Genomic DNA, 25,287 nt, shown 5'->3' with positions numbered 1-25,287 from the left:
CCGTTTTCAGCCCTGTCGCCGCTGCTCGGCCGCATCCGCGGGCTGCGTGGCGGCCGGGCGCGGCACCGCGAAATCGCGCATCGAGGGAGCCTCGGCGCCGGGGCGCGATGGGGCTGGCCGGCGGGAGCCCCGCCAGATCGCCACCATGTGCTGGGCGCTCGATAATGGCAGGGAATCGAACAGGTCGGCGAGCCGCGCCATGTCGCTCGACGAGCGCCCGACCACAGGGTGCACACGGAACAGCATGCGCGAGAGCAGCGCGAAGGACAGGCCGAGCGCACGGGCGGCCACGGCGAGCGCCTGCCCGGTCTCATCCTCGACGATCCGTGCCGTGATATCGGCCGGCACGCCCAGCGCCCGCTCCAGCAGCAGGGCGAGGGCGGCGCGGTCGCCGCGTTTGCTGGCGGCGAGCAGGTTCTCGGTGAAGGAACCGCCCTGCGCGCCCACCCGTTCGGCCAGCGGAAGCGGCGGCAGGGTGAGCAGCCGGTGCAGCAATGCGGTGCGCTCCTCCGGCGACGCGCTGAAGAAGTCCGGCGTCGGTGTCCCGGCGCGTGGGGCGGCGGACGAGGCACCTCGTGCATGATGGACGGTGGAGGCGAGACGCTTGGCCAGCTCCGGTGAGACGTCGCGGCGCGCGGCGATGGCCTGCAGGCGTGCCGGCTCGGCGCCGGCGGCGAGATCGATCAGCGCGGCCTCGTCGAGAGCCGGCGACAGGCGCAGGATCGGCGCGGCGATCTCGATCCGCCCGGCGGCCAGCAGCCGGGCCAGCGCCATCGGCAGGTCCGCCCGTGGAGCGAGCCGCTCGGCGGCGGCCCGCGCCTCGGCCGGCGCGACGCCCTGCATCAGCCGCGGCAGCAGCACGCTGAGCCGGCGGACCGCCTCTTCATCCCCGGGGCCATCCTCGACCAGGCGATCGACGAGCCGCGTCAGCAGCGCCGGGCGCGTGTCGGCGCTCCGGCGGCGGGCGTCCTCTATGGCGGCCTTGAGGCCGGGGCCGATGGTGGAAGGCATGGGGAGGCGACGCACTCGAAGGATGTGGCTCGACGGGGGCTGGAAGCCGTGCCGGGGCGGCTGAACTAAATTGCGCCATGAACGTTAGCAAGGCGTTAACCATGCCGAAACTAGCCTCACCCTATCCGGTTGGGCTGATGGTCGGAGGACGCAGAATGGGCTCGGTGGTGCCGTTTCCTGCCTGCCGCAAGCCTCGCGAGCCGCGCGATCCGCGCCGCGAGGGGCAGAAGCCGCCGTCGGCGAAAGTCGTGATCCTGCCAGCGGTGCGCATCTCGCGCCCGGCGCCGCCGCAACCTTCGGCCGCCGCGGTTCCGCCAAAGCGATGAACGCCGCTTCAGGGAACCGGAACGCAGCTCGCTGAGGCGATGGCGGCCTTCACTTCGTCGCGCGCGCCGCGCTCGCGCACCATGCCGCGAATAACCACGATGCCTTCCTCCGACGGCGATTCCACCACGAGGCGGTCGGCGACGGTGACTTCGTCGTCCTCGGGCATCGCCGCCTTCTGGCGGGCATTCATCAGGTCGAGCTCGATGACGGTGCGGCCGGCCGAGCGGTCGTTGATCGCGTAGAAGGGCAGGCCGTGGCGCGTGTAGAACGAGATCGAGGTGTAGTCCTCGGTTGTCGGCACGCGCACCTTGAGCGGTCCCTCGCCGAGATCGTAGAGGCAGACCGAGGTTACGAAGGCAGGATCGGAGGCGGGGAGCACCGCCGCCAGCGCGGCGGGATCCTCGATCATCGTCACGGCATTGACGGTGCCGACGCCCGACAGCCGGGCATAGGCGTCCTGCTCGGCCACGTAGGGCATGATGAGCACACCGGCGAAATGGACGATGCCGCCCAGCACCAGCCCGGCGAGGATGGGGAAGAGGAGCCGCTTCACGGGCAGCGCTCCGTGACCAGCTTCGGCATTTCCGGCGCGTCGCTGGTGCGGCTGGCGAGGCCCACCGGCGCATCGTAAAGTCGCAGCGTGAGCACGAGGCGGTCGCGTGCGCCGGTCGGCAGCCAGTTGCCGGCGCGGGCACGCGGGCCGAGCGCCACGTCGACGGTGCCGTCGCGGTTCCACACCACTTCGGTGCTGGTGAAGCCGTGGCGGTCGGCGGCGTTGTCGACGAGGTTGCCGTCGCGATCGGTCAGCGTCAGCGTCCAGAAGCGGGCCTGCGGCACCGTGCCGGACAGGCGGATGTCGCAACGTCCGTCCAGCGGCGCACCCTTGTCGTCGGTCGCGGCGATGAAGGCGAGGCCGTCGGCCAGCTCCAGCGGCAATTCGCCGGCGCGCGCCAGCGCGGCGCGGGCATAGGGATCGGCGTCCTCGGTGCCGGCTTTCGGCCACGCCTTCCAGGCGCCGGCGCGCACCCCGCCGGGCCCATAGCCACTGGCCGTGGTGAGCCAGGTGAGGCCGAGACCGGCCAGGGCGCCGATGGCAAGGGTCAGGAGGAAGGGGAGCGAACGCACGATCGGGTCGGATCCGGTGTCAGGGGCACGATATCGGCAGGGGCGCCGGGAGCGGAGGTCAGTTGCGGCCGATTGCCGGATTGGCGACGGCATCGGCGACGCGTTCGGTGGTTGGCAGGGAGGCGCTCGGCCGGCGCGGCGGCTCGGCTGCCTCGCGCATCCGTTCCGACAGTGCCATCAGCCGGGCGGCGGCGGCGGGCGAGAGCGTCACCGGGCGCTGGAAGCCGTCGATTTCCAGCGGCGCGGATTCCGCCACCGCGCCATCGAGCTTGGGCGCCGGCTGATTGCCGAGGCCGGGCGTGGGCTTCAGCTCGATGCCCTGATGGGCGAAGGCCATCACCTTCTGCCAGGTCATCGCCGGCAGCGAGCCGCCGGTCATCTTGCGGGTCGGCGTGTAGTCGTCATTGCCGAACCAGATGGCGCCGACATAGTTGCCGGTGAAGCCGACGAACCAGGCGTCGCGATAGGCATTGGTGGTGCCGGTCTTGCCCGACACCTTGGTGCCGGGGATCATGGCGCGCCGGCCGGTGCCGTTCTCCACCACGCTGTTCAGCATCGGGTTGATCATGGCGATGATGTTTTCTGGGATGACGCGGTGCGGCTTGGGACCGTTGCGGTCGAAATTCCACACCGGCTCGCCGGCGGGGGTGCGCATCTCCAGTATCGCGTGCGGGTCGACCGACATGCCGTTATTGGCGAACACCGCATAGGCGGTCGCCTGGTCGACCACCGTCACCTCGGCGGCGCCGAGCGGCAGCGCACGGGTGATCTTGAGCTCGCTTTTCACCCCCATGGCATGGGCGAGGTCGACGATGCGCCCACGGCCGATCGCCTCGGCGAGCTTCACCGCCACGGTGTTCAGCGAGCGGGTCAGCGCCGTGATCAGCGGAATGCGGCCGGCATAGGAGCGCCCGTAATTCTGCGGGCACCAGTTGCCGATGCAGATCGGCCCGTCCACCACCATGGTCTGCGGCGTGAATTTCCCGGTCATCAGCGCCGCGGTATAGACATAGGGCTTGAAGGACGAGCCGGGCTGGCGCAGCGCGTCGGTGGCGCGGTTGAACTGGCTCTCGCCATAGTCCCGGCCGCCGACCATGGCACGCAACGCGCCGTTGGGCTCCAGCACCACCATGGCGGACTGCTTGGCACCGTAATCCTTGCCGAATTGCTTGAGACTGTCGCGCACCGCGGTGTCGGCGGCCTTCTGGATGTTCGGGTCGAGCGCGGTGCGCACCACGAAGGAGCGCTCGGCGTAGTTCTTCGGCAGCTTGTCGACGAGCGTCTTTACCTGGTCGAAGGCGTAGTCGAGATAATAGTCCGGCATGTCGTCGAGCTTGCGGTCGACCGGCGTCGCCGGGTTGCGACGGGCGCCGAACACCTGGCCCTCGGTCATGAAGCCGGCATCGACGAGGTTGTCCAGCACCACCGAGGCCCGCCCGCGCGCCGCCGGCAGGTTGACGTGCGGGGCGAATTTCGAGGGCGCCTTGAACAGGCCGGCGAGCATGGCGGCTTCCGCCAGCGTGACCTCCCGCGCCGACTTGCCGAAATAGTACTGCGCCGCCGCGTCGACGCCGAAGGAGCCGCCGCCCATATAGGCGCGGTCGAGATAGAGCTTCAGGATCTGGTTCTTGGTGAGGTGGAACTCCAGCCACAGCGCTAGGAAGGCTTCCTTGATCTTGCGCTCCAGCGTGCGCTCGTTCGACAGGAACAGGTTCTTGGCCAGCTGCTGGGTGAGCGAGGAGCCGCCCTGCACCACGCCGCCGGCCCGCGCATTCGACAGCACCGCCCGGAAGGTGCCGGGAATGTCGATGCCGAAATGCTCGTAGAAGCGCCGGTCCTCGGTAGCGAGCACCGCCTTGATGAGGTGGTCCGGGAATTCCTCCAGCGGCACGGTGTCGTTGTGGCGGATGCCGCGCTCGCCGATGGTGGTGCCGTAGCGGTCGAGGAAGGTGACGGAGAGCTCCGAGCGCTTGAGCCAGTCGTCCGAGGTCTCGTGGAAGGCGGGAATGGCCAGCGCCAGCATCAGCACGGCGCCGACCGCACCCCAGGTCATGCCTTCCGACGCGATCTCGACGCCCCAGCGGGCCGGGCCCTGCAGGTTGAATCGCTCGGTGAAGGCGACGAAGGCCTCCCAGCCGGCGCGCAGCCGCACGCCGCCGGAATAGATGGTGCTGTCGATCCAGGAATCGAAGGCGAGCAGACGATTGCGCAGCCGGCGCATCCGGCGCGGCGGCCGTCCTCCCGGCGGGGCTTCGTCCTGTGTCGACCTGTCGTCCAAGCCGGTGTCTCCGGGAGGCTGCATCGCGACCGCTCTTATAGCCGAGGCGCCGCGGGCGCACTACTCGCGCCGCGGGGCTCGCCAGCAACGAGCACGGAAGCTATCTAATGTTTGATTGCCAAGCCGTGAAGCCCGCTGCCTGCCGAGAGGTCCGATGAATTCCGATGTCGCCGCTGCGCTGGACGTGCCGTTCTGGAAGCGCAAGCCGCTCGAGGAGATGAGCGCGGCCGAATGGGAGAGCCTGTGCGACGGCTGCGGGCGCTGCTGCCTGGTCAAGCTGCAGGACGAGGATACCGAGGCCATCGCCTATACCGATATCGGCTGCCAGCTGCTCGACGATTTCGGCTGCCGCTGCCGCGACTATCCCAACCGGCAGGCACAGGTGCCGGATTGCGTGCGGCTGACGCCGGAGGTCGTGCGCACGCTGGACTGGTTGCCGGCCTCCTGCGGCTATCGGCTGATCGCCGAGGGGCGCGACCTGTACTGGTGGCATCCGCTGGTCTCGGGCGATGCCGAGACGGTGCATGCCGCCGGCGTCTCGGTGCGCGGTCGGGTGGCGGCGCTGGAGGACGAACTGCCGCTGGAGGACTTCGTCGACCACATGGTGCGCTGGCCGCTGCGCCTGCCGAGGGGCGCGGTGGGCAAGACCCGCAAGAGGCGTTCAGCGTAGCAGCGGCGCGCCGATCAGCATCGTCGCAAAAGTGGCGACGGCGGCGGCACCGATCCGTGGGATGACGTGGCTGCGCCCGATCGACAGTGCCGCGCGGCCGGCCAGCACGCCGAGGCCGATCCAGCCCAGCGCCACCAGTGCGCATATGGCCGCCAAGCCCGCCAGATAGAGCCAGACCCGCTCCGCGCCGAACGGCACCACGCCGAGCGCGAACAGGATCGCCTTGGGATTTAAAAGCGTCGTGATGAACACCCGCATCGGGGTGACGACGGCAACGACCGCATCGGAAGCCGCGCCAGCCTGGTGCCACAGCGCCCAGGCGGTGGCGAGCAGGTACAGGCCCACCGCAAGCCGCAGCGTCGTGCCGACCAGCGGCGATGCGGCGATCAAGGGGCCGAAGGCGAGGCCGATCGCGATGATGGAGATCAGATAGCCGCCGATTTCCGCCGGCATCAGCGGCAGCGCCCGCTTCAGCCCGCCGGCGGCACCGGCGGTGGCGAGCAGCGTATTGGTGGGGCCGGGCGTGGCGAGGATTGCCAGCACGGAGAGGGCGAACAGGACGGGATCGATCATGCCGCCCTGTCTAGGCGATGGCGTCGTGCCGGGGCATCCGGCAGTCTGCTTAGGGCTTTCGGCTCAGAACCCCAGCACGCTCTTGTCGACGTTCTTGATGTCCTTGGTGCCGGTGAGCGCCATGGAGACGTCGAGTTCCTTGCGCATGATCTCGATGGCCTTGGCGACGCCGGCCTGACCGCCGGCCGCCAGCGACCACAGGAACGCCTTGCCCATCATGCAGCCCTTGGCGCCCAGCGCCACGGCCTTCAGGATGTCCTGGCCCGACTGCACGCCGCCGTCGAACCAGATCTCGCTCCTGCCGCCGCCGATGGCGTCGACGATCTTCGGCAGCGCCGAGATCGACGAGACGGCGCCATCGAGCTGGCGGCCACCATGGTTGGACACCACGATGGCGTCGGCGCCGGTTTCCGCCGCGATCCTGGCATCCTCGACGTCGAGCACGCCCTTCAGGATGAGCTTGCCCGGCCAGATCGAGCGCACCCATTCGACATCCTTCCAGGACAGCGAGGGATCGAACTGGCCGGCGATCCACTGCGACAGGGTGGTGAGGCTGTCGGCGCCCGGCACCCGCTCGGCGAGGTTGCCGAAGGAATGGCGCTTGCCCATCAGCACGCTCAGCGCCCAGGCCGGCTTGGTGGCGATGTCGATGGCGTTGGCCACGGTGAGCTTGGGCGGAACGGCGAGGCCGTTCTTGATATCCATGTGGCGCTGGCCCTGGATCTGCAGGTCGAGCGTCAGCACCAGCGCCGAGCACTTCGCCGCCTTGGCGCGCTCGATCAGCGATTCCGAGAACTTGCGGTCCTTCATCACATAGAGCTGGAACCAGAACGGCTTGCTCACCGCGCCGGCCACGTCCTCGATCGAGCAGATCGACATGGTCGACAATGTGAAGGGGATGCCGGCGGCATGGGCGGCGCGGCAGCCATGGATCTCGCCGTCGCCATGGAACAGGCCGGTGAGGCCGGTCGGCGCGATGGCCAGCGGCAGCGCCACCTTCTCGCCGATCATGGTGGTCTCGGTGGAGCGTTCGGAGACGTCGATCATCACCCGCTGGCGCAGCGGGATGGCGGCGAGGTCGGATCGGTTCGCCTTCAGCGTGGTCTCGTCATAGGAGCCGCGATCGGCATAGTGGAAGATCGCGCGCGGCACCTTGCGCCGGGCGATGGCGCGAAGATCCTGGATGTTGGTGACGGTGACCATCGGCGGGATTCCTGTGCAGCCAAGGTGCAGGGGAGGCTATTACGCCTCCCCTGAATGAGGTCAATGATGGATGACGAGGGCGGTGAACGGCCAGACATAGGCCTGGGCGGTGACGAGCAGGCCGACCAGCACCGCGAGCGCGATCGAGTGGAAGAACACGTAGCGCAGGATGATGCCTTCCGAGTTCGTCCAGCCGGTGGCGGTGGAGGCGACGACGATCGACTGGGCGTCGATCATCTTGCCCATGACGCCGCCCGAGGAGTTCGCCGCCGCCATCAGCACCGGCGACAGGCCGAGCTGCTGCGAGGTGATCTTCTGCAGGCCGCCGAACAGCACGTTGGAGGCGGTGTCCGAGCCGGTGAGCGCGACGCCGAGCCAGCCGAGCAACGTGCCGAACAGCGGGTAGAATGGCCCGGTGGTGGCGAAGGCGAGGCCGAGCGTGGCGTCGAGGCCGGAATAGCGGGTGAGGAAGCCCAGTGCCAGCATGATGGCGATGGTGGCCAGCGAGTAGCGCACCTTCCACAGCGTGCGGCCATAGATCTTCACCAGCGCCACCGGCGAGAAGCCCATGGCGAGGCCGGCGACCACGGCGGAGAGGAAGATGCCCGAGCCGGTCATCGACATGATGTTGAAGTTGAAGACGGCCGGCTCCGGGTGAGCTGCCGCGACCACCGGCGGGGTCTTGAAGACGAGATTGTGCAGGCCGACCATCTCGAACTTCTGGATGAAGAACCCGTCCAGCAGCGCCTTGATCTGCGGGATGCCCCAGCAGAACACGAACACCGTGAGGATGGCCCAGGGCAGCCAGGCCCGCACCAGCGCGCCGGTGGAGGGGCGGGCGGTGGTGAAGTCGGTGGCGCCCTTGGTGGTCGCACCCTCCGAGCCGTCGCCGTTGGTGCGGCCCTTGAGCGCGGTGGAGGTCCATATCCTCTTCGGCTGCCAGACCCGGAGGAAGGCCACGAGGCAGGCCATCGAGACGATGGCGGCGACCACGTCGACCAGCCACGGGCCATGGAAGTTGGAGACCAGGAACTGCGGAAGGGCGAAGGAGATGCCGCAGACCAGGATGGCGGGCCAGATCTCCATCATCCCGCGCCAGCCGGCGAAGGCCCAGATCAGCCAGAACGGCACCAGCAGCGAGAAGAACGGCAGCTGGCGTCCGATCATCGCCGACAGATCGAGCAGGTCGAGGCCGGTGACGGCCGCCAGCGCGATGACCGGGGTGCCGAGTGCGCCATAGGCGACGGGAGCGGTATTGGCGATCAGCGACAGGCCGGAGGCGGCAAGCGGCGAGAAGCCGAGGCCGATCAGCAGCGCCGCGGTGACGGCGACGGGCGTGCCGAAGCCGGCGGCTCCCTCGAAGAAGGCGCCGAAGGAGAAGGCGATCAGCAGCAGCTGCAGGCGACGGTCGCCGGTGATGCCGGCAATGGAGCGCTGGAGCGTGGTGAACGAGCCGTTCGCCTCGGTCAGCTGGTGCAGGAAGATGATGTTGAGCACGATCCAGCCGATCGGCATCAGCCCGTAGGCGGCGCCGTAACCAGCTGCGATGCCTGCCTTTTCCGCCGGCATGCCGAAGGCGAACACCGCGATGACGAAGGCGGCGACGAGGCCGGCGAAGGCGGCGACATGCGCCTTCATGTGCAGGAAGCCGAGGCCGACAAGCATCACCACGACGGGGACGGCCGCAAACAGGGTCGACAGCGCAAGGCTGCCGAACGGGTCGTAAATCTGGTTCCAGGTCAAGGTCCGTTTCCTCCAAACCGAGCGTCGGACTTGGCGTCCGTTGTTGCGCGTTCGCGATTGGGCGCCGCCGCGAGGCCGGCACCTTGAATCCGCCCCCGTTAGGGAAGGTGGTTACAGCAGTGATGTTTGGTAAATTTAACTTACCAATCGAGTCAACTGGTTAGACGATTAGCTCTTCGTTGTAGACGCGGTCGCCGGAAAATGAAAAAAGCAATGGAAAATCCGCTCGGAGAGCACGCATGACCGCGCGGTTGCGCACGCCCAAACTGGCCGAGGCCATTGCCGAGCACATCGAGCGGATGATTCTCGAGGGCGTGTTGCGGCCGGGCGAGCGGCTGGCCAGCGAACGCGACCTCGCCGAACGGCTGGAGGTCTCGCGGCCCTCGCTGCGCGATGCCCTGCAAATCCTTGAGGAACGTGGACTTTTGGCGATCGGCCGCGACGGCACGCGGGTGACGCAGTTCCTGGCGCCGCTCACCGATCCGCTTGCCGGGCTGCTGCAATCCAACGACCAGGTGACCGTCGACTATTTCGAGTACCGCGAGGCGGTGGAGCGCAAGGCCACCGGGCTCGCCGCGGTGCGGGCCAGCGAGCCGGAGCGGCAGGCGATCCTCGATTGCCTCGCCGAAATGCAGGCGGCGCATGACGTTGCCGATCCCGACCGCGAGGCGGAGGCGGACATCGTGCTGCACCGGCTGATCTACGGCGCCTCGCACAACCTCGTCATCCTGCACGTCATGCGGGCCTTCAGCGAGATGCTGCGGCGGGACATCTTCTTCAACCGCACGCAGCTGTTCTCGGTGGACGAGTTCCGCGAGGAATTGCTGAGCCAGCACAAGGCGATAGGCCATGCCGTGGTGCAGGGCGACGCCGCCGCGGCGGAGGAGGCGGCGCTGCGCCACCTCATCTATACCGGCCAGAGCGTCGAGCGCTTCCGCCGCGACGAGGCGCGGGCCAGCCTTGCCTTGCGCCGCCTCAACCGCTCGACGCTGATTTCCGGCGGCTAGGCCTCATCCCGCCGCGCGCTGGCCGGCGAACTGGCCGCGATAGCCGGTTTCCGGCACCCCCAGCGTCTGCTCCAGGATCAGCTGGCAGACCTTCATGCCGGCGCGCAGGCGGATCGGGCGCGGACCCAGATTGATGATCTCGAGCTGGATCCGGCCGGTCGAGCCGGCATGTATGGTCGGTGCAGTGAGGTGTACGATGAGCCCGATCCGCGCCAGCGAGCTCTTGCCCTCCACCCGCGCGGCGAGGCGGGCGCCGGGCATGAGGTCGACCGTCTCGCAGGTCCATCCCAGAACCAGCCGGCCGGGGTCGAGCACGAAGCCCTGCTCGCCGATCTCGATGTCGCCCGCCATGGCGAGGATCGCCTCGCGGAACGTATAGCCCGGTCCGGCCGGGTCGATGACCGGGTCCTCCCCCTCGGCGGGGGGGCGATAGAGGGTGAGGCGGGCGTCGAGCCGCAGGTCGACCCCGTTGGGCGCATAGAAATCCGCCGGTGGCGGCGGATCGATGCGCAGGAGGCCGGCGGCCAGCGCGTCGCGGATGTCCCGGTCGGTCAGGATCAAGGGCGAGAACCCCAATTCAGGCGTTGCATCGGGCGTTGCACCGAAGGTTGCATGCCGAATCGGTAACATGGACCGCGCCGGCACGCGAGCGCCGCATCGCCGCGCCGCCCCGCCCTGACACATCGCCGCGCCGCCCCTTGCGCCGCTGGCGGGATCGCGTAAATGATACCAAGCAGTATCATTCATGGCCCGGTATCGCCACGGTATCCCGGCCGCATCGAGAGAGACGATATCCCATGTCCGCACGTCCCAAGCTTCTCGGCATTTCCGGCAGCCTGCGCGCCGGCTCCTTCTCAACCGCGATCCTGGAAGGGCTGAAGGATGCCGTCGACCCGAGGGCCGATCTGGCGGTGTTCCGCCTGAACGACGTGCCGCTCTACAATCAGGACCTCGACACCCAGACGCCGCCCGAAGGCGTGAAGGCGCTGCGCGAGGCCATCGCCGCCGCCGACGGGATCATCGTCGCCTCGCCGGAATATAATTACGGCATTTCCGGCGCGCTGAAGAACGCCATCGACTGGGCCTCCCGCCCCGGCGGCAACGGCGCGATCAAGGGCAAGCCGGCGCTGATCATCACCTCCTCGCCCGGCACCGCCGGTGGCGTGCGCGCGCAGGCGCAGGTATTGGCGGCACTCGCGGGCGCCGGCGCCCGCCCGGTGGTCTATCCGCATGTCGCCATTGCCAGCGTCGGCAAGAAGGTCGAGGACGGCAAGCTCACCGACAAGGAAGCCATCATCTTCACGCTCGGCGCGGTCGACCAGCTGATCGCCGACATCAAGGCGCTGGCGCTGCTCAAGAATGACGCCTGACCAACCCTGTGAGGGCGGCGCGGGGCGAACCACCGCCCCGCGAGCGCCGGAGCGCCGCACCGACCGCGGGCGGGCGACCTGCGAGCGGCTGCGCCGCGTCGCCGCCTGCCTGTTCGTCAGCCGCGGCTATGACGGGGTGAGCCTCGACGAGATCGTGCAGGCGGCCGGCGGCTCGAAGACCAATATCTATGCCTTCTATGGCGGCAAGGAGGGGCTGTTCGTCGCCGCCGTCGAGCAGTCCTGCGCCGAGACCCTGCGGCCCCTGACCGCGGCCGATACCGGCGGCCTGCTCCTGGAGGCGGGGCTCGCCCGGCTCGGGCGGGCGCTGGTGGATGCGCTGCTGACCCCCGAGGCGCTGGCGCTGCATCGCACCGTCATCGGCGAGAGCGGGCGGTTTCCCCGTCTCGGCGCCGCCTGGTACGCGGCGGGGCCGGCCACCGCGCAGGCCGCCTTCGCCGCCTTCCTCGGCCGCCTGCTGCCCGGCAGCAGCGACGTGGCGGTGCTGGCGCGGCTGTTCCACGACATGGTGGTGAGCGACCTGCAGAGCCGCGCCCTGATCGACGCGGCGCCGAGCGAGGCGGACCGCGCCGAGGCCGTGCGGGCGGCGGTGGCCGCGATGATGGCATGGGTCGGGGCGCCGCCGGAGCCGGGCGCGCGCCCCGCCGGCGCATGAGCATGTGGTCCGAACGGGCCAACCCTTTGAATCGCAGAACCTTTGCCGTCGAGTTCCCGGTGCCGCCGCATCGCGGGGGTGCCGGTTCCGGCGCGTTCCGCCGGCCTGACCTCAACCGACCTGGGTGTCGCCCGGCTGTTCCGGCGCGAGGGGCGTGAACAGGCTGCGGTCCGGCTTGAGGTCGATGAGCGGCGTGCCGTCGATGCAGTCGAGGCCGCGCACGATCAGCGCGTCCGCCTCCACCCGCACCAGCCGGGCGATGGTGGTGCCGATCGGGTTCGGCCGCGCCGGCGAGCGCAGCGAAAACGTGCCGTGGCCCTGCCCGTCATCGGCCGGGCTCTGGATCACCAGGTCGCGGCGCGACAGGTGCATCCAGAACAGCACCTCGATGCGTTCATAGGCCTCGATGCCCTTGAGGGCCGGGCGCCACGGCTCGAGGATCTCGATGCGGCATTCCGGCCCGTCGAGCCGTCCGAGGCGCGGGGTCTCCAGCCGCGAGACCCATGGCGTGCGGATGCGGCCGATATAGACGAGGCCGGCATCGTGCGCCGCCGGCGGGGCGATGCTTGCCTCGCCGGCGCGGATCTCGTTGAGGCGGACCATGATTGCCTCCTGTCCCCGGAGCTGACCGAAAGTTCGAATGACCCCTCATCTCCGGGCATGAGGGCAGAAAAGGCGGCTTTCGGCTCAGTCGACCGCCACCAGCACGTCGGAGGCCTTGATCACCGCATAGGCCGGGCCGCCGACCTTGAGGCCGAGCTCGTCCACCGCCTCGTTGGTGATGGAGGAGGTGAGGACCTGCGACTTGCCGTCTCCCGCGGCGATCTCGATGCGGACATGGGCGGTGGTGGCGCCCTTCTGGATCGCCACGACGGTGCCGGGGATGACGTTGCGGGCACTGAGCTTCATTTCCGGGTCTCCGGTTTGAGGATGTCGATGCGGTCGATGGCGAAGACGGCGCGGGAGCCGCGCTTGTCGCCGGGGATGACGAGGCGCGGCGCCTTGTCGCCCGGGATCGCCGCGTCGTCGCGCGCATAGGCGACCAGCACGGCCTTGCCTTCGAGGTCGGGCGCGATCTCGCCCAGCGCGAGGGCGGCGGCATAGCCGTCGCGGCCGGTCACCAGCACGATGGAGCGGGCGATGCCGTGGTGGTCGGCCGGGTCGACGAGGCCGGCACCGGTGAGCACCGCCCACAGGCTGGCGCCGGTGAAGCGGCCGGTCTCCTCGCCGCGCGCGGTGAGATAGCGGGTCTCCAGCGTGATCGCCGGCAGGGCGCGCAGCGCCTCGGCGGAGAAGGCCTGCGCCGGCGTGCCGTCACGCCCGAGGGTGAGGCCCTGCTTCGGCGCCTGCGCGCCGGCGGCGGCGGGCCATCCGACCAGCGCGGCCGCGAGGCCGAGGGCGAGGCAGAGGACGAGGCAGGCGGCGAGGCGGGGACGGCGCGGAGGGAAGGGCATGGCGGGCGCCTCCTCGGCACCTTGAACTATATTTCAGTGAATATAGGATTTCCGGGCATCGGGACAATCGCGCAAGGGTTGCGGGGAAATTTCGACGTGTAGGAATAAATGCCTTGACAGCGTAACGCTGCTCGGGCATGTTCCTGCCATGCTCCACAATTGCGTCCGGGGCCGGCGGTGACGCCGGCAGGGCGCCGTTCGTCAGCCGGCCGCGAGGCCGGCTTTTTTATTGTCGTCGAACCACGTTTCTGGAGCCATCAATCGGGGTCAGGACATTCGAGGGGCTTTGAACCATGTCGATACCCAAGCGCGACGTCTCGCCCGAGGCGATCGAGGAAGCACGGCGACTCTATGAAAACACTAGCGTGCCGAACCAGCACATCGCCGACCTTCTCGGCATCAGCCGCTCGACGCTGAACCTCCGGGTGCGGCAATGGGGCTGGAAGCGGCGCAAGGACCGGCTGGCGGTCGAGGCCGCCGCGCCGCTGCCGCCGCCGGCTTCCCGGCCGGCCGTCGTCGAGGAGGGGCCGGTGTCGCGCAAGCTGCTGATCGCCCGGCTGGTGGCGCGGGTGGAGAGCGAGATCTCCGCGGTGGAGCGGCTGGTGGCGCGCGCCGGGCTCAATGCCGGCCGCAACAGCGCCGCCGACGCCGAGCGCGCCGCCCGCACGCTGGCGGTGCTGGTGCGCTCGCTGCGCGAGCTCGCCGCCATCGAGCGGGCCGAGGCCGAGCCGGACGAGGATATCGAGGACGAGGATGGGTTCCGTGACGCCGACGCCTACCGACGCGAGCTTGCGGCAACTCTTGAGCGCGTGCTGGCGGAACGGGCGGCTTGACGAGGCGGTGGCCGGGCTCGCGCCCGACACCGCCCGCTGGCTGATGCACTGCTGGAGCCTGCTCGCCCGTCCCGCCCAGCGTCCGCCGGAGGCGGCGCAGGGCGGCGGCGACTGGATCACCTGGCTGGTGATGGGCGGGCGCGGCGCCGGCAAGACCCGCGCCGGCGCCGAATGGGTGCGGGCGCTGGCGCTCGGCACGCCGGGCTTCGCCACGCGGCCGGCCGGGCGCATCGCCCTGGTCGCCGAGACCTTCGGCGACGTGCGCGAGGTGATGGTGGAGGGGGTGTCCGGCCTGATGGCCGTGCATCCGCGCATCGAGCGCCCGCGCTGGGAGCCGACGCGCCGGCGCCTCGAATGGCCGAGCGGCGCCATCGCGCAAGGCTTTTCCGCCGACGACCCGGAAAGCCTGCGCGGGCCGCAATTCGATGCCGCCTGGTGCGACGAGCTCGCCAAGTGGCGCTATGCCGAGGCGGCGTTCGACATGCTGCAATTCGGCCTGCGCCTCGGCGAGAGGCCGCGGCAGATGGTGACCACGACGCCGCGCCCGACCGCGTTGGTCCGCCGGCTGCTCGCCGACCCGATGACCGCCGTGACCCGCATGGGCACGGCGGAGAACGCCGCCCATCTCGCCCCGACCTTCCTGGAGACGGTGGTCGGGCGCTATGCCGGGACAAGGCTCGGCCGGCAGGAGCTGGAGGGCGAGCTGATCGAGGACCGCGCCGACGCGCTGTGGAGCCGGGCGCTGCTGGAGGCCGGGCGCGAGGAGGCGGCCCCGCCGCTCGCCCGCATCGTGGTGGCGGTGGATCCGCCGGCCTCCTCCCGCAAGGGGGCGGATGCCTGCGGCATCGTCGCCGCCGGGCTCGATGGCGAGGGGCTCATACATGTGCTCGCCGACGAGAGCGGGCAGGGGCTCACCCCCGGCGCCTGGGGCGCGCGGGTGGTGGCGCTGTTCCACCGGCTCGCCGCCGACCGGGTGGTGGTGGAGGTGAACCAGGGCGGCGAGATGGTGCGCACCATCCTTGCCGGCATCGACCCGTCGCTGCCGGTGGCCGAGGTGCGGGCGACGCGCGGCAAATGGCTGCGCGCCGAGCCGGTGGCGGCGCTCTACGAGCGCGGCCGGGTGCGCCATGCCGGGCCGTTCCCGGCGCTGGAGGACGAATTGTGCGATTTCGGCCCGGACGGGCTGTCGAACGGCCACTCGCCGGACCGGCTCGACGCGCTGGTCTGGGCGATCACCGCGCTGGCGCTGGGCCCGAAGGAGACCGCGCCGCGGGTGCGGCGGATGTAACGCGGCGCGTCGGCCCGGCGCGCCGTCCTTGCCGATTTTCACGGCTGCCGGCCTGAGGCGGCGGGGGATCATCTCTCCCGGCGCGCCGGCGGCTCTCGACCTGACGAAGACAGGACCGCCGACATGAAGCTGCCCTTCCTCTCCCGCCGCCCGGAAACCGCCCTCGGCGCGGCGGCCGCGCCCCCCGAGGCGAAAGCCTCGCGTACCGAGGCCTTGGTCGCGCTGCTCTCGGGCGGGCGGCCGCGCTGGACGCCGCGCGACTATGCGGCGCTGGCCTGCGAGGGCTACCAGCGCAACGCCATCGCCCATCGCTGCGTGCGGATGACCGCGGAAAGTACGGCGCAGGTGCGCTTCACGCTGATGGAGGGCGCGCAGGAGCATGCCGCCCATCCGCTGCTGGAACTGATCGCCCGGCCCAATGCGCGGGCCACCGGGGCGACCTTCATCGAGGCGGTGGCGGCCCATCTGCTGCTCGCCGGCAATGCCTATGTCGAGGCGGTGAGCCTCGAGGGCCGGGTGCGCGAGCTGCATGTGCTGCGGCCGGACCGCATGCGCGTGGTGCCCGGCGCCGACGGCTGGGCGGATGCCTATGACTATACGGTGGGCGCGCGCACCATGCGCTTCCCGCAGGACGGGGCGGTGCCGCCGATCCTGCACCTCGCTTTGTTCAACCCGCTCGACGACCATTACGGCACCCCGCCGCTGGAAGCGGCGCAGACGGCGCTCGACCTGCACAATGCCGCCGGCGCCTGGAACAAGGCGCTGCTCGACAATGCGGCGCGGCCTTCCGGCGCGCTGGTCTATGGCGGGGCGGGCAACCTCTCCGACGAGCAGTTCGACCGGCTGAAGGAGGAGCTGGAGAGCAATTTCGCCGGCGCCTCCAATGCCGGCCGCCCGCTGCTGCTGGAGGGCGGGCTCGACTGGCGCCCGTTGTCGCTGAGCCCCAAGGACATGGATTTCCTGGAGGCGAAGAACGCAGCGGCCCGCGAGATCGCGCTCGCCTTCGGCGTGCCACCGATGCTGCTCGGCATTCCCGGCGACGCCACCTATGCCAATTATTCCGAGGCCAACCGGGTGTTCTGGCGCCAGGCGGTGCTGCCGATGGCGCGCCGCATCGGCGAGGGGCTGGCCGGCTGGCTGGCCCCGGCCTTCGGCGACGCGGCGCTGGAACTGGTGCCGGACCTCGACGCCATCGAGGCGCTGAGTACCGAGCGCGAGGCGCTGTGGCGCCGGGTGAACGAGGCCGGGTTCCTCTCGGACGAGGAGAAGCGGGCGGCGGTGGGATATGGGGCGAGCGGCTGACGGGACCGTCATGCCGGCCCCGCGACCTACATCGGATTGATCGAGAACTCGGATTCGGCCTCCATGCCGGAGGCGCACGTCACCCCGAGATCGGCCATGAACTCGGCCATCACCCGGGCGACCATGTCGTCGATCGCCGCATAGGGGTGCTGGCTGCTGCTGCGGACGCGCTCGATGTCGACAGGACGCCAGCCGTCGGACATGCCGGCGCGAAGCGGGTCGGGCATCTCCAGGACGGCGGGCGGCTGCGGACGCATCTCCGCGTGGCTGACGTCGCGGGCGCAGAACGCGCGATCGCCATGTTCACGGGCGTCCCGCGGCGTCTCGCGGGCCGACTGCAGGACATCGTGAAAGGTAGCCATCGTCCGGCGACTCCCTGTCAAAGGCAACGGAGCCAGTTTAACGGATTTTAGTACAAATTTAAAACTAAATTCATCGTAGCGACCTCGCCACCCATCGCGTCGACCCCGGCACCGCCGGAGCCAATGACGGCCGCATCCGGCGAACCCGGCAAGACGCGCCGGCCGCCATCGCGACGGATCCGTCCACCCGAGGCGGGCACTGAACCGGACCTGCCGGCGATCCAGGCCTGCCGGCGATTCAGGCCTGCCGGCGATGCCTGCCGGCCACCCATGCCGTTCGCGCGCGGCCAGCGCCTCATGTCGAGACCCGACCATGCAAACCCTCATCGACGCCTTCGCCGCGCGGGGCGATCTGGCGCATCTCGCGCTGCTCGCCTGGGCGCTCGGCGCCTCTGCCTTCGCCTGCATCGCCCTGCGCGAACTCGCCGCCGGAGCGCGGCGCTTCGACGACTTCGTGCGCGAGATCGCGCGCTTCAACTCCCTGTTCGGAGACGACGAATGAAGGTCACACCCCGCATCCGGGCCTTCCTGCCCGGACGGCCGTTGCTGCCGGCGCCGACGCGCGCCGGCGACGCGCCGAAAGTGTTCCGCGAATTCAGCCGCACCCTCGGCAAGCTCGACCGCGCCGCCCATACCGGGAAACCGGCGGGCAAGCCCAGGAAGGGCGGCAAGAAGGGCGGCGCGGCATGAGGCCCGGCCGCGCCGTCCTCACGGAACCGCCCATCGAGACCAAGGCCCGGCCGGGCGCGCTCGTCGAGGTCGAGGCCGATGGCAGCTTCGAGGGCTATGCCGCGCTGTTCGGCCGGGTCGATCTCGGCCGCGACCTCATCGTGCGCGGCGCCTTCGCCCGCTCGCTCGCCGAGCGCGGCGCGGGCGGCGTGCGCATGCTGTTCCAGCACGACCCCGCCGAGCCGATCGGCATCTGGACCGAGATCCGCGAGGACGCCACCGGGCTTTACGTGCGCGGCCGGCTGATGCCGGAGGTCGCCCGCGCCCGCGAGGTGCTGGCGCTGATGCGCGCCGGGGCGCTGGACGGGCTCTCCATCGGCTTCCGCGCGGTGGAAGGGCGCACCGACCCGCGCTCGCGGGTGCGGCGCCTCACCCGCATCGATCTGTGGGAGGTGTCGGTCGTCACCTTCCCCATGCAGCCCGATGCCCGGATCGACGCGGTGAAACGCGCGCCGGGCAGCGGCACGCGGCTCGCCGCCACCATCCGACGCGGCGCCCGGCGCCTGCGGACCCTCGGCTCCCTCCATGCAACAGCAGGATGACTTCTTCATGCAGACCCATCTCGAAACCAAGTCGGCCGCCCATAACGGCCCGGAAGTGAGCGCCGCCTTCGAGGAGTTCATGGGCGCCTTCGAGGCGTTCAAGGACGCCAATGACCAGCGGCTCGGCGAGCTGGAGCGCCGCGGCGTCGATTCCGTCACCACCGACAAGGTGGAGCGCATCAATGCCGCGCTCGACACCCAGAAGGCGCTGATCGACGAACTGGTGCTCAAGGCCCGCCGGCCCGGCCTGTCCGGCCGCGCCGACCTCGTCACCGACCTCGCCGCCCGCGAGCACAAGGCCGCCTTCGACGCCTATGTGCGCCATGGCGAGGCCTCCGGGCTCAAGCGCATCGAGGCCAAGGCGATGTCGGCCGGCGTCGCCACCGATGGCGGCTACGTGGTGCCGAGCGAGACCGAGCGCGAGATCGGCAAGCGGCTCGCCGCGCTCTCCCCGGTGCGCGCCATCGCCGATGTGCGCACCATCTCGGCCGGCACCTACAAGAAGCCGTTCATGACCTCCGGCCCGGCGGTCGGCTGGGTGGCCGAGACCGCCGCCCGCGCCCAGACCGCGAGCCCGGTGCTCGACGAGCTGAGCTTCCCGGCGATGGAGATCTACGCCATGCCGGCGGCGACGCAGACCCTGCTCGACGACGCGGCGGTGAACATCGACGAATGGCTCGCCATCGAGGTGGAGGCCGCCTTCGCCAGCCAGGAGGGCACCGCCTTCGTCATCGGCGACGGCATCGGCAAGCCGAAGGGCTTCCTCGCCTATGAGAACGTGGCGGAGACCGCCTGGGTGTGGGGCAAGCTCGGCTTCGTGCCGACCGGGGCGGCGGGCGACTTCCCGAGCTCCAGCCCTTCCGACCCGCTGGTCGACCTCGTCTATGCGCTGAAGGCCGGCTACCGGCAGAATGGCAGCTTCATGATGAATCGCCGCACGCAGGGCGCGGTACGCAAGCTGAAGGACGAGAACGGCCAGTATCTCTGGGCGCCGCCGACCGCCGCCGGCCAGCCGCCGAGCCTGATGAACTTCCCCGTCCACGAGGCGGAGGAGATGCCGGATATCGGCGCGGGCAGCCTCTCGGTGGCGTTCGGCGATTTCCGCCGCGGCTACCTGGTGGTCGACCGCGCCGGGGTGCGGGTGCTGCGCGACCCGTATTCGGCCAAGCCCTATGTGCTGTTCTACACGACCAAGCGCGTCGGCGGCGGCGTGCAGGACTTCGACGCCATCAAGCTGCTGAAGTTCGCGGCGTCGTAGCGGGCAGTACAGAACCTGGGAATGATAATCCCCCTCTCCCAACGGGGAGGGGGCATTTCAGGTATTATCTGATGCGTCCAGCAACTTCAGAAGCTCGCGCGCCATACGCAGCGTCGTGTAGAGGACATTTGTTGCGCGAACGAAGTTCCCTTCGTTCGTTTCGACGATCAGTATATCTCCACCCAGTTCATCCCCGCACTCGAACAGACCTATTTCATTCTGTATCGCGGACATCTGATCAGTGTTACGGACCAGTCGGATTTTTTGGCCCGTCAATTCTCCGTGCTTGTATGCGGCGGCAAGATCGCGGAGTAGTCGGTAGTCTGGGTTGGCGACCGCCAACTTGTCTCGATAGCAGTCGTCGCGTAACGGAATATCGCGATGTCTACTCGCCAATAGATCTTGGTGGATGAGGCCAATACACGCATCAAGTGTTAGTATCGCGTTCGCCATGTGACGTTCATCAGCCGGCTCATCGACCGCCGCAGCGAAGTTCGGTGTAACGACGAGGCGATGGAAGCGCTCGGAACGAAATTCCGCCCGTTGTTGAGGTTCTGTCATTTCAAATTGCTGATCGCCGTTGCTCACTCCACCCCCATCGCCCGCGCGGTGGCGTCGATCCAGGCGCGCTGCGGGCCGACCAGCGTCGCGCCGGTGACGCCGCCGCAGCCGCGCGCGCCGCCGGCCGCCGTCGACCAGCCGATGATGGCGGCGACCGTTCCCTCCAGGAACACCGGGCCGCCGCTGTCGCCGGTGCAGCCGCCGGCGGCGGCGCCGTCCGACAGGCGGACCATGATGCCGCCGGTGATGCCGATGCTCGGCAATTGCACCGTGCGCAGCGTGCCGGCCGACGTGCCGTCGCCGTCCTTCGCCACGCCGTAGCCGGCGAGGGTAAAGGCGGTGCGGCGGGACGGCAGGCCCTGCTCGGCCGACAGCGTCGCCGGGCGGAAGCCCGCCGGCAGCGGCGCGGAGAGCTTCACCAGCGCGAGGTCGGGCGTCGGGCGGCGGGTCTCGAACGAGGCCGGGTCGAATTGTGGATGCACCGCGACGCGGCTCGCCTCGACGAGGCGCGGGCCCGCGGCCTCGAACACCACCACGGCGTAATTCGCCGCCGGCTGCACGCAATGCGCGGCGGTGAGCACCACCTGCGGGCCCAGCACCACGCCGGTGCAGGAGGCGCCGCGGGTGGAGACCACCAGCGCCGTCTGCGCCTTGATCACCTCGCCCGCCGGCTGGCCGCCGACGATGGCGAGCGCGGGGGCGGCACACGCGGCCAGCGCGGCCACGCAGGCGAGACGGATCAGGACAGGACGGACACGGCGCATCGGGCTTCCTCAGGGAGTACGGCGCGGTTCTGCCCGTATGGCCGCGCTGGCGTCAACCGGGGTGCCGTCCCGGTGCCGGAAGATTTCATCATCAGGGGAGGGGCCGATGCCCGCTTTGCTGCTCGCGGGTCCCGCGAGCGAACCGCTGACGCTGGCCGAGGCCAAGGACTACCTGCGCGTCGACCACGATGCCGAGGACGCGCTGATCTCATCGATGATCGTCGCCGCGCGGGCCACGGTGGAGGCGCTGACCCGCCGGGTGCTGATCGAACAGCGCTGGCGCATCGTACGCGATTTCTGGCCGGCGAGCGGGCTGATCCCGGCGCCGGTCAATCCGCTGCGCAGCCTCGACGCGGCGGCGGTCATCGACGAAGCGGGTGCGGAGCTGGCGGTGCCGCTGTCGGCCTTCCTCCTCGACGCCGCGCGGCTGCCGGGGCTGATCCGCGTCGACGGCACCGCGGTGGCGCCGCCGATCCGCACGCTTGCCGGCATCGTGCTCGACATCACCGCCGGCCATGGCGCGAGCGCCGCCGACGTGCCGGCGCCGCTGGTGGAGGCGGTGCGGCTGGTGCTGGCGCATTTCTACGAGCACCGCGACGAGGCCGGCCCCTCGGCCGCCTTCCCGGCGGCGCTCGACGCGCTGGTGGCGCCCTATCGGGTGACGCGGCTGTGAGCGCGGCGGGCGAGACCAACGGGATCGGCGAGATGCGCCACCGGCTCACCCACGAGACGCCGGTGGGCACGCCGGACGGGCTCGGCGGCGCCGCGCTGGCCTATGTGGCGGTGGACCAGCTCTGGGCCGAGATCCTCACCGAGGCGGCGGCCGCCGAGATCGCCGACCGGCCGGGGGCGGTGCTGACCCATGCGGTCACGCTGCGGGCGCCGGCGAGCGTGAAGCCGGGCGACCGGCTGCGTCTCGGCGCGCGGGTGCTGCTGGTCGAGGTGGTGAGCGACCCGGAAGGACGCGGGCGGCGGCTTCTCTGCCGCTGCCGGGAGGAGACACCATGAAATTCACCACCCGACTGAAAGGCGGCGGCCGGCTCGCCCGCCTGATCGCGGCGCTGCGCCCCTCCGAGTGGGCCGCGCTGGCGGCGCGGACCGGGACCTCGCAAACCGGGGCCTCGCAAACCAGGGCGGCGACGCCCGGCAAGGTGGCGCGATGAGCGCGGCGACGGCCCTGAGGGCCGCCCTCTATGCCGCGCTGGTCGCCGACGCGCCGCTGGCCGCCGCGCTGGGCGGGCCGCGCGTCCACGACGTGCCGCCGGCCTCGCCGGACTTTCCCTATGTGACGCTGGGCGAGGCGCAGGTGCTCGACTGGTCGACGGCGAGTGATCGCGGCGAGGAGCACCGGCTGACCCTGCATGTGTGGTCGCGGCAGGGCGGGCATGGCGAGGCGCACGAGATCGCCGCGCTGGTGCAGGACGCGCTGCACGACGCGGCGCTGCCGCTCGATGGCGCGCGGCTCGTAAACCTGCGGGCGACCGGCGCCGACATCCGCCGTGAATCGGGCGGGCGCATCTATCACGCGATCATCCGGTTCCGTGCCGTGACGGAATCGAATTGAAGAACTCGACGATGCTTAAAGAAATCCGATCAAGAGCTGGCATCGACTTACAAAAATGACTTCAACCTGAATCTCAGGATGAAGTCGCTTAGCCAGGCTTTCGGATTCAATTTCTTAGCAATGCCGAACCCTCGCACGCATCCGCGCGGGCGGCACGTGACTCAACGTTACCGCATCGCGGTTAACGGTCCCTAAATACCAAGGAAGGACAGGACAATGGCGGCGCAGAAGGGCAAGGACCTGCTGCTGAAGATCCATGACGGCTCGGCCTATGTGACGGTGGCCGGGTTGCGCTCGCGGCAGATCGCCTTCAACACCGAGGCGGTGGACGTGACCCATGCCGAGAGCGCCGGGCGCTGGCGCGAGCTTCTCGCCGGGGCGGGGGTGAAGCGCGCCTCGATCTCCGGCTCCGGCGTGTTCAAGGACGCGGCGTCGGACGCGCTGATCCGCCAGAGCTTCTTCGACGGCGCGGTGCAGAACGCCCAGCTGCTGGTGCCGGATTTCGGCACCCTGACCGGGCCGTTCCAGGTCACCGCGCTGGAGATCGCCGCCGAGCACGACCGCGAAGTGACCTTCGACATCGCGCTGGAAAGCGCCGGCGAAATCACCTTCGCGGCGCTGTGAGGACGGGCGGGATGGAGGGGCCCATGGCCAACCGGCATCGCGGCGAGATCGCCGCCGAACTCGACGGGCGCCGGCGCCGGCTGGTGCTGACGCTGGGCGCGCTCGCCGAGCTGGAGGACGCCTTCGGCGCCGGCGATCTCGTGGCGCTGGCCGAGCGCTTCGGCGCCGGGCGGCTGTCGGCGCGCGACGCGGCGCGCATCATCGCCGCCGGGCTGCGCGGCGCCGGCGAGGAGGTCGGCGAGGACGAGGTCGCGCGCATGACCACGCCGGGCGGCGCCACCGGCTTCGCCCGCATCGTCGGCGAGCTGATCGCCGCCACGTTCGGCACGGTGCCGGCGGAGGACGTGCCGGCGGGCGGGAACGTCGCGGGCAGCGACGGTTCGGCCGGCAATGTCTCGCGGCCCGGCGTCTCGGGACTGCGGTCGTCGATCGGCGGGGATATCCCGCCGGACCCTCGCGTGCCGCGGCGGGCCTGAGCGCGGGCGCGCCGCGCGCTCCCGCACCCGGAGCTCCCGCACCCGGAGCTCCCGCACCCGGAGCTCCCGCACCCGGAGCTCCTGCGCCCAGCCCTGCCGCGGCGTTCCCCTGGGAGGCGGCGATGGCCTTCGGCTTCGGCCGGCTGCGCCTCGCTTCCCGCGATTTCTGGCGCCTGACGCCGCGCGAGCTGGCGAGCGCCATGCGGGCCTTTGCCGGCCCCGAGCGCGCGCGGCTCGACCGCGCCGGGCTCGACGCGCTGATGGCGCGGTTTCCCGATTGATCCGATGGAGCCGACATGACCGAGGATGAGAGCCTGACGGTGGAGATCACCGCCGATACCAGCGCCTTCCGCCGCGAGCTCTCCGATGCCGAGCGGCTGGCGCGCGGCTTCGGCCGGGCGGTGGGCGACGCGCTGACCGGCGCGGCGCTGAAGGGCAAGGACGCCGACGACGTGATCCGCGCGCTGGGGCTGCGGCTGTCCAATCTGGCGCTCGACCTCGCGTTGAAGCCGGTCGAGCAGGGCATAGGCGGGCTGATCCAGGGCCTGTTCGGCGGCGCGCTCGGCTTTGCGAAAGGCGGCGCGTTCCAGGGCGGCCGGGTGGTGCCCTTCGCCTCCGGCGGCGTGGTGGCGAGCCCGACCTATTTCCCGATGACCGGCGGCAATATGGGCTTGATGGGCGAGGCGGGGGCAGAAGCCATCCTGCCGCTCAAGCGCGGCGCCGACGGGCGGCTCGGCGTCGCCGCCGGCGGCGGCGGCGGCGGGCGGGCGGTGAACGTCACCGTCAACGTCTCGACGCCGGATGCCGGCTCGTTCCGCCGCTCGGAAGCCTATCTCGCCGGGCTGGTGACGCGCGCGGTGGCGCGCGGCGAGCGGAGTTCGTAGCCATGGCCGCTTTCCACGACATCCTGTTCCCGCTCGACATCGCGCTCGGCGCCGCCGGCGGGCCGGAACGGGCGACCGAGATCGTCACCACGCTCACCGGGCGCGAGGAGCGCAACACGCGGCTCGCCCATTCGCGCCGGCGCTGGGACGCCGGCTATGGCGTGACCTCGCTCGCCCAACTCGCCGCCGTGGTCGCCTTCTTCGAGGAGCGGCGCGGCCGGCTCTACGGCTTCCGCTGGCGCGACCGGCTGGACCATTCCTCCGCCGCGCCGGGGGCGGGCGTGAGCCCGCTCGACCAGGCGATCGGCACCGGGACGGGCGCGCAGGCGCAGTTCGCGCTCGCCAAGACCTATGGCGCCGCCCATGCCCCCTATGCGCGGCCGATCGGCAAGCCGGTGGCCGGCACGGTGCGGGTGGCGGTGAACGGCGCCGAGAAGACCGAGGGCACGCATTACGCGCTCGATGCCACGCTCGGCACCGTCACCTTCTTCGCCGGCCAAGTGCCGGCTTCGGGCGCGGCGGTGACGGCAGGCTTCCTGTTCGACGTGCCGGCGCGCTTCGACACCGATTTTCTCGAGGTGAACCTCACCGCCTTCGAGGCGGGCGAGATCCCGCGCATCCCGATCCTGGAGATCCGAGCATGAGGACGCTGCAATGAGGACGCTG

Annotated in this window: 34 protein-coding genes and 1 pseudogene; 21 read left to right on the top strand and 14 right to left on the bottom strand. The window is 70.4% G+C overall.

Annotation, left to right across the window (positions count from 1 at the left end; translation table 11 throughout):
• Positions 1-6 precede the first annotated feature (6 nt).
• Entirely contained in the window at positions 7-1,011 is a 1,005-nt protein-coding gene (locus AC1RU4_RS11895) for a DUF2336 domain-containing protein (protein WP_492891299.1), read from the bottom strand.
• Between the two features lie 155 nt (positions 1,012-1,166).
• On the opposite strand from AC1RU4_RS11895, the gene AC1RU4_RS11890 reads away from it, so the two are divergent.
• Positions 1,167-1,337: a hypothetical protein gene (locus AC1RU4_RS11890; RefSeq protein ID WP_492891298.1), complete on the top strand. Its 171-nt coding sequence runs from the start codon at positions 1,167-1,169 to the stop codon at positions 1,335-1,337.
• A gap of 8 nt (positions 1,338-1,345) precedes the next feature.
• Here the strand turns inward: AC1RU4_RS11890 and AC1RU4_RS11885 are convergent, their stop codons facing one another.
• From AC1RU4_RS11885 to AC1RU4_RS11875, 3 genes are read right to left on the bottom strand one after another with little or no spacing between them, the layout of a single operon-like run.
• On the bottom strand, positions 1,346-1,891 hold the full coding sequence (locus tag AC1RU4_RS11885) for a DUF1254 domain-containing protein (protein WP_492891297.1): 546 nt from the start codon (positions 1,889-1,891) through the stop codon (positions 1,346-1,348).
• Positions 1,888-2,463 carry a DUF1214 domain-containing protein gene (locus AC1RU4_RS11880; RefSeq protein ID WP_492891296.1) on the bottom strand — a complete coding sequence of 192 codons (576 nt, stop codon included), beginning with the start codon at positions 2,461-2,463 and terminating at the stop codon, positions 1,888-1,890. Before AC1RU4_RS11880 ends, AC1RU4_RS11885 begins: the two co-directional genes overlap by 4 nt.
• A gap of 58 nt (positions 2,464-2,521) precedes the next feature.
• Complete coding sequence (locus AC1RU4_RS11875; protein ID WP_492891353.1) at positions 2,522-4,684, bottom strand: transglycosylase domain-containing protein; 2,163 nt, start codon at positions 4,682-4,684, stop codon at positions 2,522-2,524.
• Between the two features lie 211 nt (positions 4,685-4,895).
• Here AC1RU4_RS11875 and AC1RU4_RS11870 point away from each other — a divergent pair, with 211 nt between their 5' ends.
• A complete protein-coding gene (locus tag AC1RU4_RS11870; protein ID WP_492891295.1) occupies positions 4,896-5,411 on the top strand; it encodes a YcgN family cysteine cluster protein in 516 nt (171 codons plus the stop codon).
• Here AC1RU4_RS11870 and AC1RU4_RS11865 read toward each other — a convergent pair.
• From AC1RU4_RS11865 to AC1RU4_RS11855, 3 genes are all read right to left on the bottom strand, one after another.
• The gene (locus tag AC1RU4_RS11865) at positions 5,403-5,984 is read right to left on the bottom strand and encodes a LysE family translocator (RefSeq protein WP_492891294.1); all 582 of its coding nucleotides are present in this window, start codon (positions 5,982-5,984) and stop codon (positions 5,403-5,405) included. The genes AC1RU4_RS11870 and AC1RU4_RS11865 overlap by 9 nt on opposite strands.
• Positions 5,985-6,047: 63 nt before the next feature.
• Entirely contained in the window at positions 6,048-7,187 is a 1,140-nt protein-coding gene (locus AC1RU4_RS11860; protein ID WP_492891293.1) for an alpha-hydroxy acid oxidase, read from the bottom strand.
• A gap of 60 nt (positions 7,188-7,247) precedes the next feature.
• The gene (locus AC1RU4_RS11855) at positions 7,248-8,930 is read right to left on the bottom strand and encodes an L-lactate permease (RefSeq protein WP_492891292.1); all 1,683 of its coding nucleotides are present in this window, start codon (positions 8,928-8,930) and stop codon (positions 7,248-7,250) included.
• A gap of 239 nt (positions 8,931-9,169) precedes the next feature.
• Between AC1RU4_RS11855 and AC1RU4_RS11850 the strand changes: the two genes are divergently transcribed.
• The gene (locus AC1RU4_RS11850; RefSeq protein WP_492891291.1) at positions 9,170-9,937 is read left to right on the top strand and encodes a FadR/GntR family transcriptional regulator; all 768 of its coding nucleotides are present in this window, start codon (positions 9,170-9,172) and stop codon (positions 9,935-9,937) included.
• Positions 9,938-9,940: 3 nt separating this feature from the next.
• Here AC1RU4_RS11850 and dcd read toward each other — a convergent pair whose 3' ends face one another.
• Entirely contained in the window at positions 9,941-10,498 is a 558-nt protein-coding gene (gene dcd / locus AC1RU4_RS11845; RefSeq protein WP_492891290.1) for a dCTP deaminase, read from the bottom strand.
• A 236-nt stretch (positions 10,499-10,734) separates the two neighbouring features.
• Here dcd and AC1RU4_RS11840 point away from each other — a divergent pair, with 236 nt between their 5' ends.
• Positions 10,735-11,307 carry an NADPH-dependent FMN reductase gene (locus AC1RU4_RS11840; RefSeq protein ID WP_492891289.1) on the top strand — a complete coding sequence of 191 codons (573 nt, stop codon included), beginning with the start codon at positions 10,735-10,737 and terminating at the stop codon, positions 11,305-11,307.
• Positions 11,297-11,980 (top strand): TetR/AcrR family transcriptional regulator, encoded by a 684-nt coding sequence (locus AC1RU4_RS11835; RefSeq protein WP_492891288.1) that lies wholly within the window; start codon positions 11,297-11,299, stop codon positions 11,978-11,980. The genes AC1RU4_RS11840 and AC1RU4_RS11835 overlap by 11 nt, the downstream gene beginning before the upstream one ends.
• A 111-nt stretch (positions 11,981-12,091) precedes the next feature.
• On the opposite strand, the gene tsaA is transcribed toward AC1RU4_RS11835, so the two are convergent.
• The 3 genes from tsaA to AC1RU4_RS11820 all read right to left on the bottom strand — a co-directional run bounded on the left by tsaA (position 12,092) and on the right by AC1RU4_RS11820 (position 13,434).
• Positions 12,092-12,583, bottom strand: coding sequence for a tRNA (N6-threonylcarbamoyladenosine(37)-N6)-methyltransferase TrmO (gene tsaA, locus AC1RU4_RS11830; RefSeq protein WP_492891287.1), 492 nt, complete (start codon positions 12,581-12,583; stop codon positions 12,092-12,094).
• Positions 12,584-12,667: 84 nt separating this feature from the next.
• A complete protein-coding gene (locus AC1RU4_RS11825; protein WP_492891286.1) occupies positions 12,668-12,889 on the bottom strand; it encodes a TOBE domain-containing protein in 222 nt (73 codons plus the stop codon).
• Positions 12,886-13,434, bottom strand: a complete 549-nt coding sequence (locus tag AC1RU4_RS11820; RefSeq protein WP_492891285.1) for a hypothetical protein — start codon at positions 13,432-13,434, stop codon at positions 12,886-12,888. The genes AC1RU4_RS11825 and AC1RU4_RS11820 overlap by 4 nt, the downstream gene beginning before the upstream one ends.
• A 293-nt stretch (positions 13,435-13,727) precedes the next feature.
• Between AC1RU4_RS11820 and AC1RU4_RS11815 the strand changes: the two genes are divergently transcribed.
• The 3 genes from AC1RU4_RS11815 to AC1RU4_RS11805 all read left to right on the top strand — a co-directional run bounded on the left by AC1RU4_RS11815 (position 13,728) and on the right by AC1RU4_RS11805 (position 16,857).
• Positions 13,728-14,267, top strand: a complete 540-nt coding sequence (locus AC1RU4_RS11815; RefSeq protein WP_492891284.1) for a hypothetical protein — start codon at positions 13,728-13,730, stop codon at positions 14,265-14,267.
• A complete protein-coding gene (locus AC1RU4_RS11810; protein ID WP_492891283.1) occupies positions 14,188-15,555 on the top strand; it encodes a DNA-packaging protein in 1,368 nt (455 codons plus the stop codon). The genes AC1RU4_RS11815 and AC1RU4_RS11810 overlap by 80 nt, the downstream gene beginning before the upstream one ends.
• 123 nt (positions 15,556-15,678) lie before the next feature.
• On the top strand, positions 15,679-16,857 hold the full coding sequence (locus tag AC1RU4_RS11805) for a phage portal protein (protein WP_492891282.1): 1,179 nt from the start codon (positions 15,679-15,681) through the stop codon (positions 16,855-16,857).
• Positions 16,858-16,883: 26 nt separating this feature from the next.
• Here AC1RU4_RS11805 and AC1RU4_RS11800 read toward each other — a convergent pair whose 3' ends face one another.
• Positions 16,884-17,219: a hypothetical protein gene (locus AC1RU4_RS11800; protein WP_492891281.1), complete on the bottom strand. Its 336-nt coding sequence runs from the start codon at positions 17,217-17,219 to the stop codon at positions 16,884-16,886.
• Between the two features lie 313 nt (positions 17,220-17,532).
• Here AC1RU4_RS11800 and AC1RU4_RS11795 point away from each other — a divergent pair, with 313 nt between their 5' ends.
• The 4 genes from AC1RU4_RS11795 to AC1RU4_RS11780 are packed head-to-tail and all read left to right on the top strand — an operon-like array spanning position 17,533 to position 19,748.
• Positions 17,533-17,721: a hypothetical protein gene (locus tag AC1RU4_RS11795; RefSeq protein ID WP_492891280.1), complete on the top strand. Its 189-nt coding sequence runs from the start codon at positions 17,533-17,535 to the stop codon at positions 17,719-17,721.
• Complete coding sequence (locus tag AC1RU4_RS11790; RefSeq protein ID WP_492891279.1) at positions 17,718-17,909, top strand: hypothetical protein; 192 nt, start codon at positions 17,718-17,720, stop codon at positions 17,907-17,909. The genes AC1RU4_RS11795 and AC1RU4_RS11790 overlap by 4 nt, the downstream gene beginning before the upstream one ends.
• A complete protein-coding gene (locus tag AC1RU4_RS11785; protein ID WP_492891278.1) occupies positions 17,906-18,490 on the top strand; it encodes an HK97 family phage prohead protease in 585 nt (194 codons plus the stop codon). The genes AC1RU4_RS11790 and AC1RU4_RS11785 overlap by 4 nt, the downstream gene beginning before the upstream one ends.
• Positions 18,491-18,497: 7 nt before the next feature.
• Complete coding sequence (locus tag AC1RU4_RS11780) at positions 18,498-19,748, top strand: phage major capsid protein (RefSeq protein WP_492891277.1); 1,251 nt, start codon at positions 18,498-18,500, stop codon at positions 19,746-19,748.
• 57 nt (positions 19,749-19,805) lie between these two features.
• Here AC1RU4_RS11780 and AC1RU4_RS11775 read toward each other — a convergent pair whose 3' ends face one another.
• The gene (locus AC1RU4_RS11775; RefSeq protein ID WP_492891276.1) at positions 19,806-20,336 is read right to left on the bottom strand and encodes a hypothetical protein; all 531 of its coding nucleotides are present in this window, start codon (positions 20,334-20,336) and stop codon (positions 19,806-19,808) included.
• Positions 20,333-21,073 (bottom strand): S1 family peptidase, encoded by a 741-nt coding sequence (locus tag AC1RU4_RS11770; protein ID WP_492891275.1) that lies wholly within the window; start codon positions 21,071-21,073, stop codon positions 20,333-20,335. The genes AC1RU4_RS11775 and AC1RU4_RS11770 overlap by 4 nt, the downstream gene beginning before the upstream one ends.
• Positions 21,074-21,179: 106 nt before the next feature.
• On the opposite strand from AC1RU4_RS11770, the gene AC1RU4_RS11765 reads away from it, so the two are divergent.
• From AC1RU4_RS11765 to AC1RU4_RS11725, 9 genes and pseudogenes are all read left to right on the top strand, one after another.
• Positions 21,180-21,746, top strand: coding sequence for a head-tail connector protein (locus AC1RU4_RS11765; RefSeq protein ID WP_492891274.1), 567 nt, complete (start codon positions 21,180-21,182; stop codon positions 21,744-21,746).
• Positions 21,743-22,081 carry a head-tail adaptor protein gene (locus tag AC1RU4_RS11760; RefSeq protein WP_492891273.1) on the top strand — a complete coding sequence of 113 codons (339 nt, stop codon included), beginning with the start codon at positions 21,743-21,745 and terminating at the stop codon, positions 22,079-22,081. Before AC1RU4_RS11765 ends, AC1RU4_RS11760 begins: the two co-directional genes overlap by 4 nt.
• The gene (locus AC1RU4_RS11755) at positions 22,078-22,236 is read left to right on the top strand and encodes a hypothetical protein (RefSeq protein WP_492891272.1); all 159 of its coding nucleotides are present in this window, start codon (positions 22,078-22,080) and stop codon (positions 22,234-22,236) included. Before AC1RU4_RS11760 ends, AC1RU4_RS11755 begins: the two co-directional genes overlap by 4 nt.
• Complete coding sequence (locus AC1RU4_RS11750) at positions 22,233-22,637, top strand: DUF3168 domain-containing protein (protein ID WP_492891271.1); 405 nt, start codon at positions 22,233-22,235, stop codon at positions 22,635-22,637. Before AC1RU4_RS11755 ends, AC1RU4_RS11750 begins: the two co-directional genes overlap by 4 nt.
• A gap of 216 nt (positions 22,638-22,853) precedes the next feature.
• A complete protein-coding gene (locus AC1RU4_RS11745; RefSeq protein ID WP_492891270.1) occupies positions 22,854-23,261 on the top strand; it encodes a phage major tail protein, TP901-1 family in 408 nt (135 codons plus the stop codon).
• A gap of 23 nt (positions 23,262-23,284) precedes the next feature.
• Positions 23,285-23,587, top strand: a pseudogene (locus tag AC1RU4_RS11740) (gene transfer agent family protein); the annotation flags it as partial.
• Between the two features lie 146 nt (positions 23,588-23,733).
• Positions 23,734-24,018, top strand: coding sequence for a rcc01693 family protein (locus AC1RU4_RS11735; RefSeq protein ID WP_492891352.1), 285 nt, complete (start codon positions 23,734-23,736; stop codon positions 24,016-24,018).
• 15 nt (positions 24,019-24,033) lie between these two features.
• Entirely contained in the window at positions 24,034-24,621 is a 588-nt protein-coding gene (locus AC1RU4_RS11730) for a phage tail tape measure protein (RefSeq protein WP_492891269.1), read from the top strand.
• Positions 24,622-24,623: 2 nt separating this feature from the next.
• Positions 24,624-25,265: a phage distal tail protein, Rcc01695 family gene (locus tag AC1RU4_RS11725; protein ID WP_492891268.1), complete on the top strand. Its 642-nt coding sequence runs from the start codon at positions 24,624-24,626 to the stop codon at positions 25,263-25,265.
• Positions 25,266-25,287 lie beyond the last annotated feature (22 nt).

This window comes from Ancylobacter sp. GW821-FHT10E12, from assembly GCF_058809335.1.
Note: the sequence above shows the minus strand (reverse complement) of the source record. Positions and strands in the feature narration are given on the sequence as shown.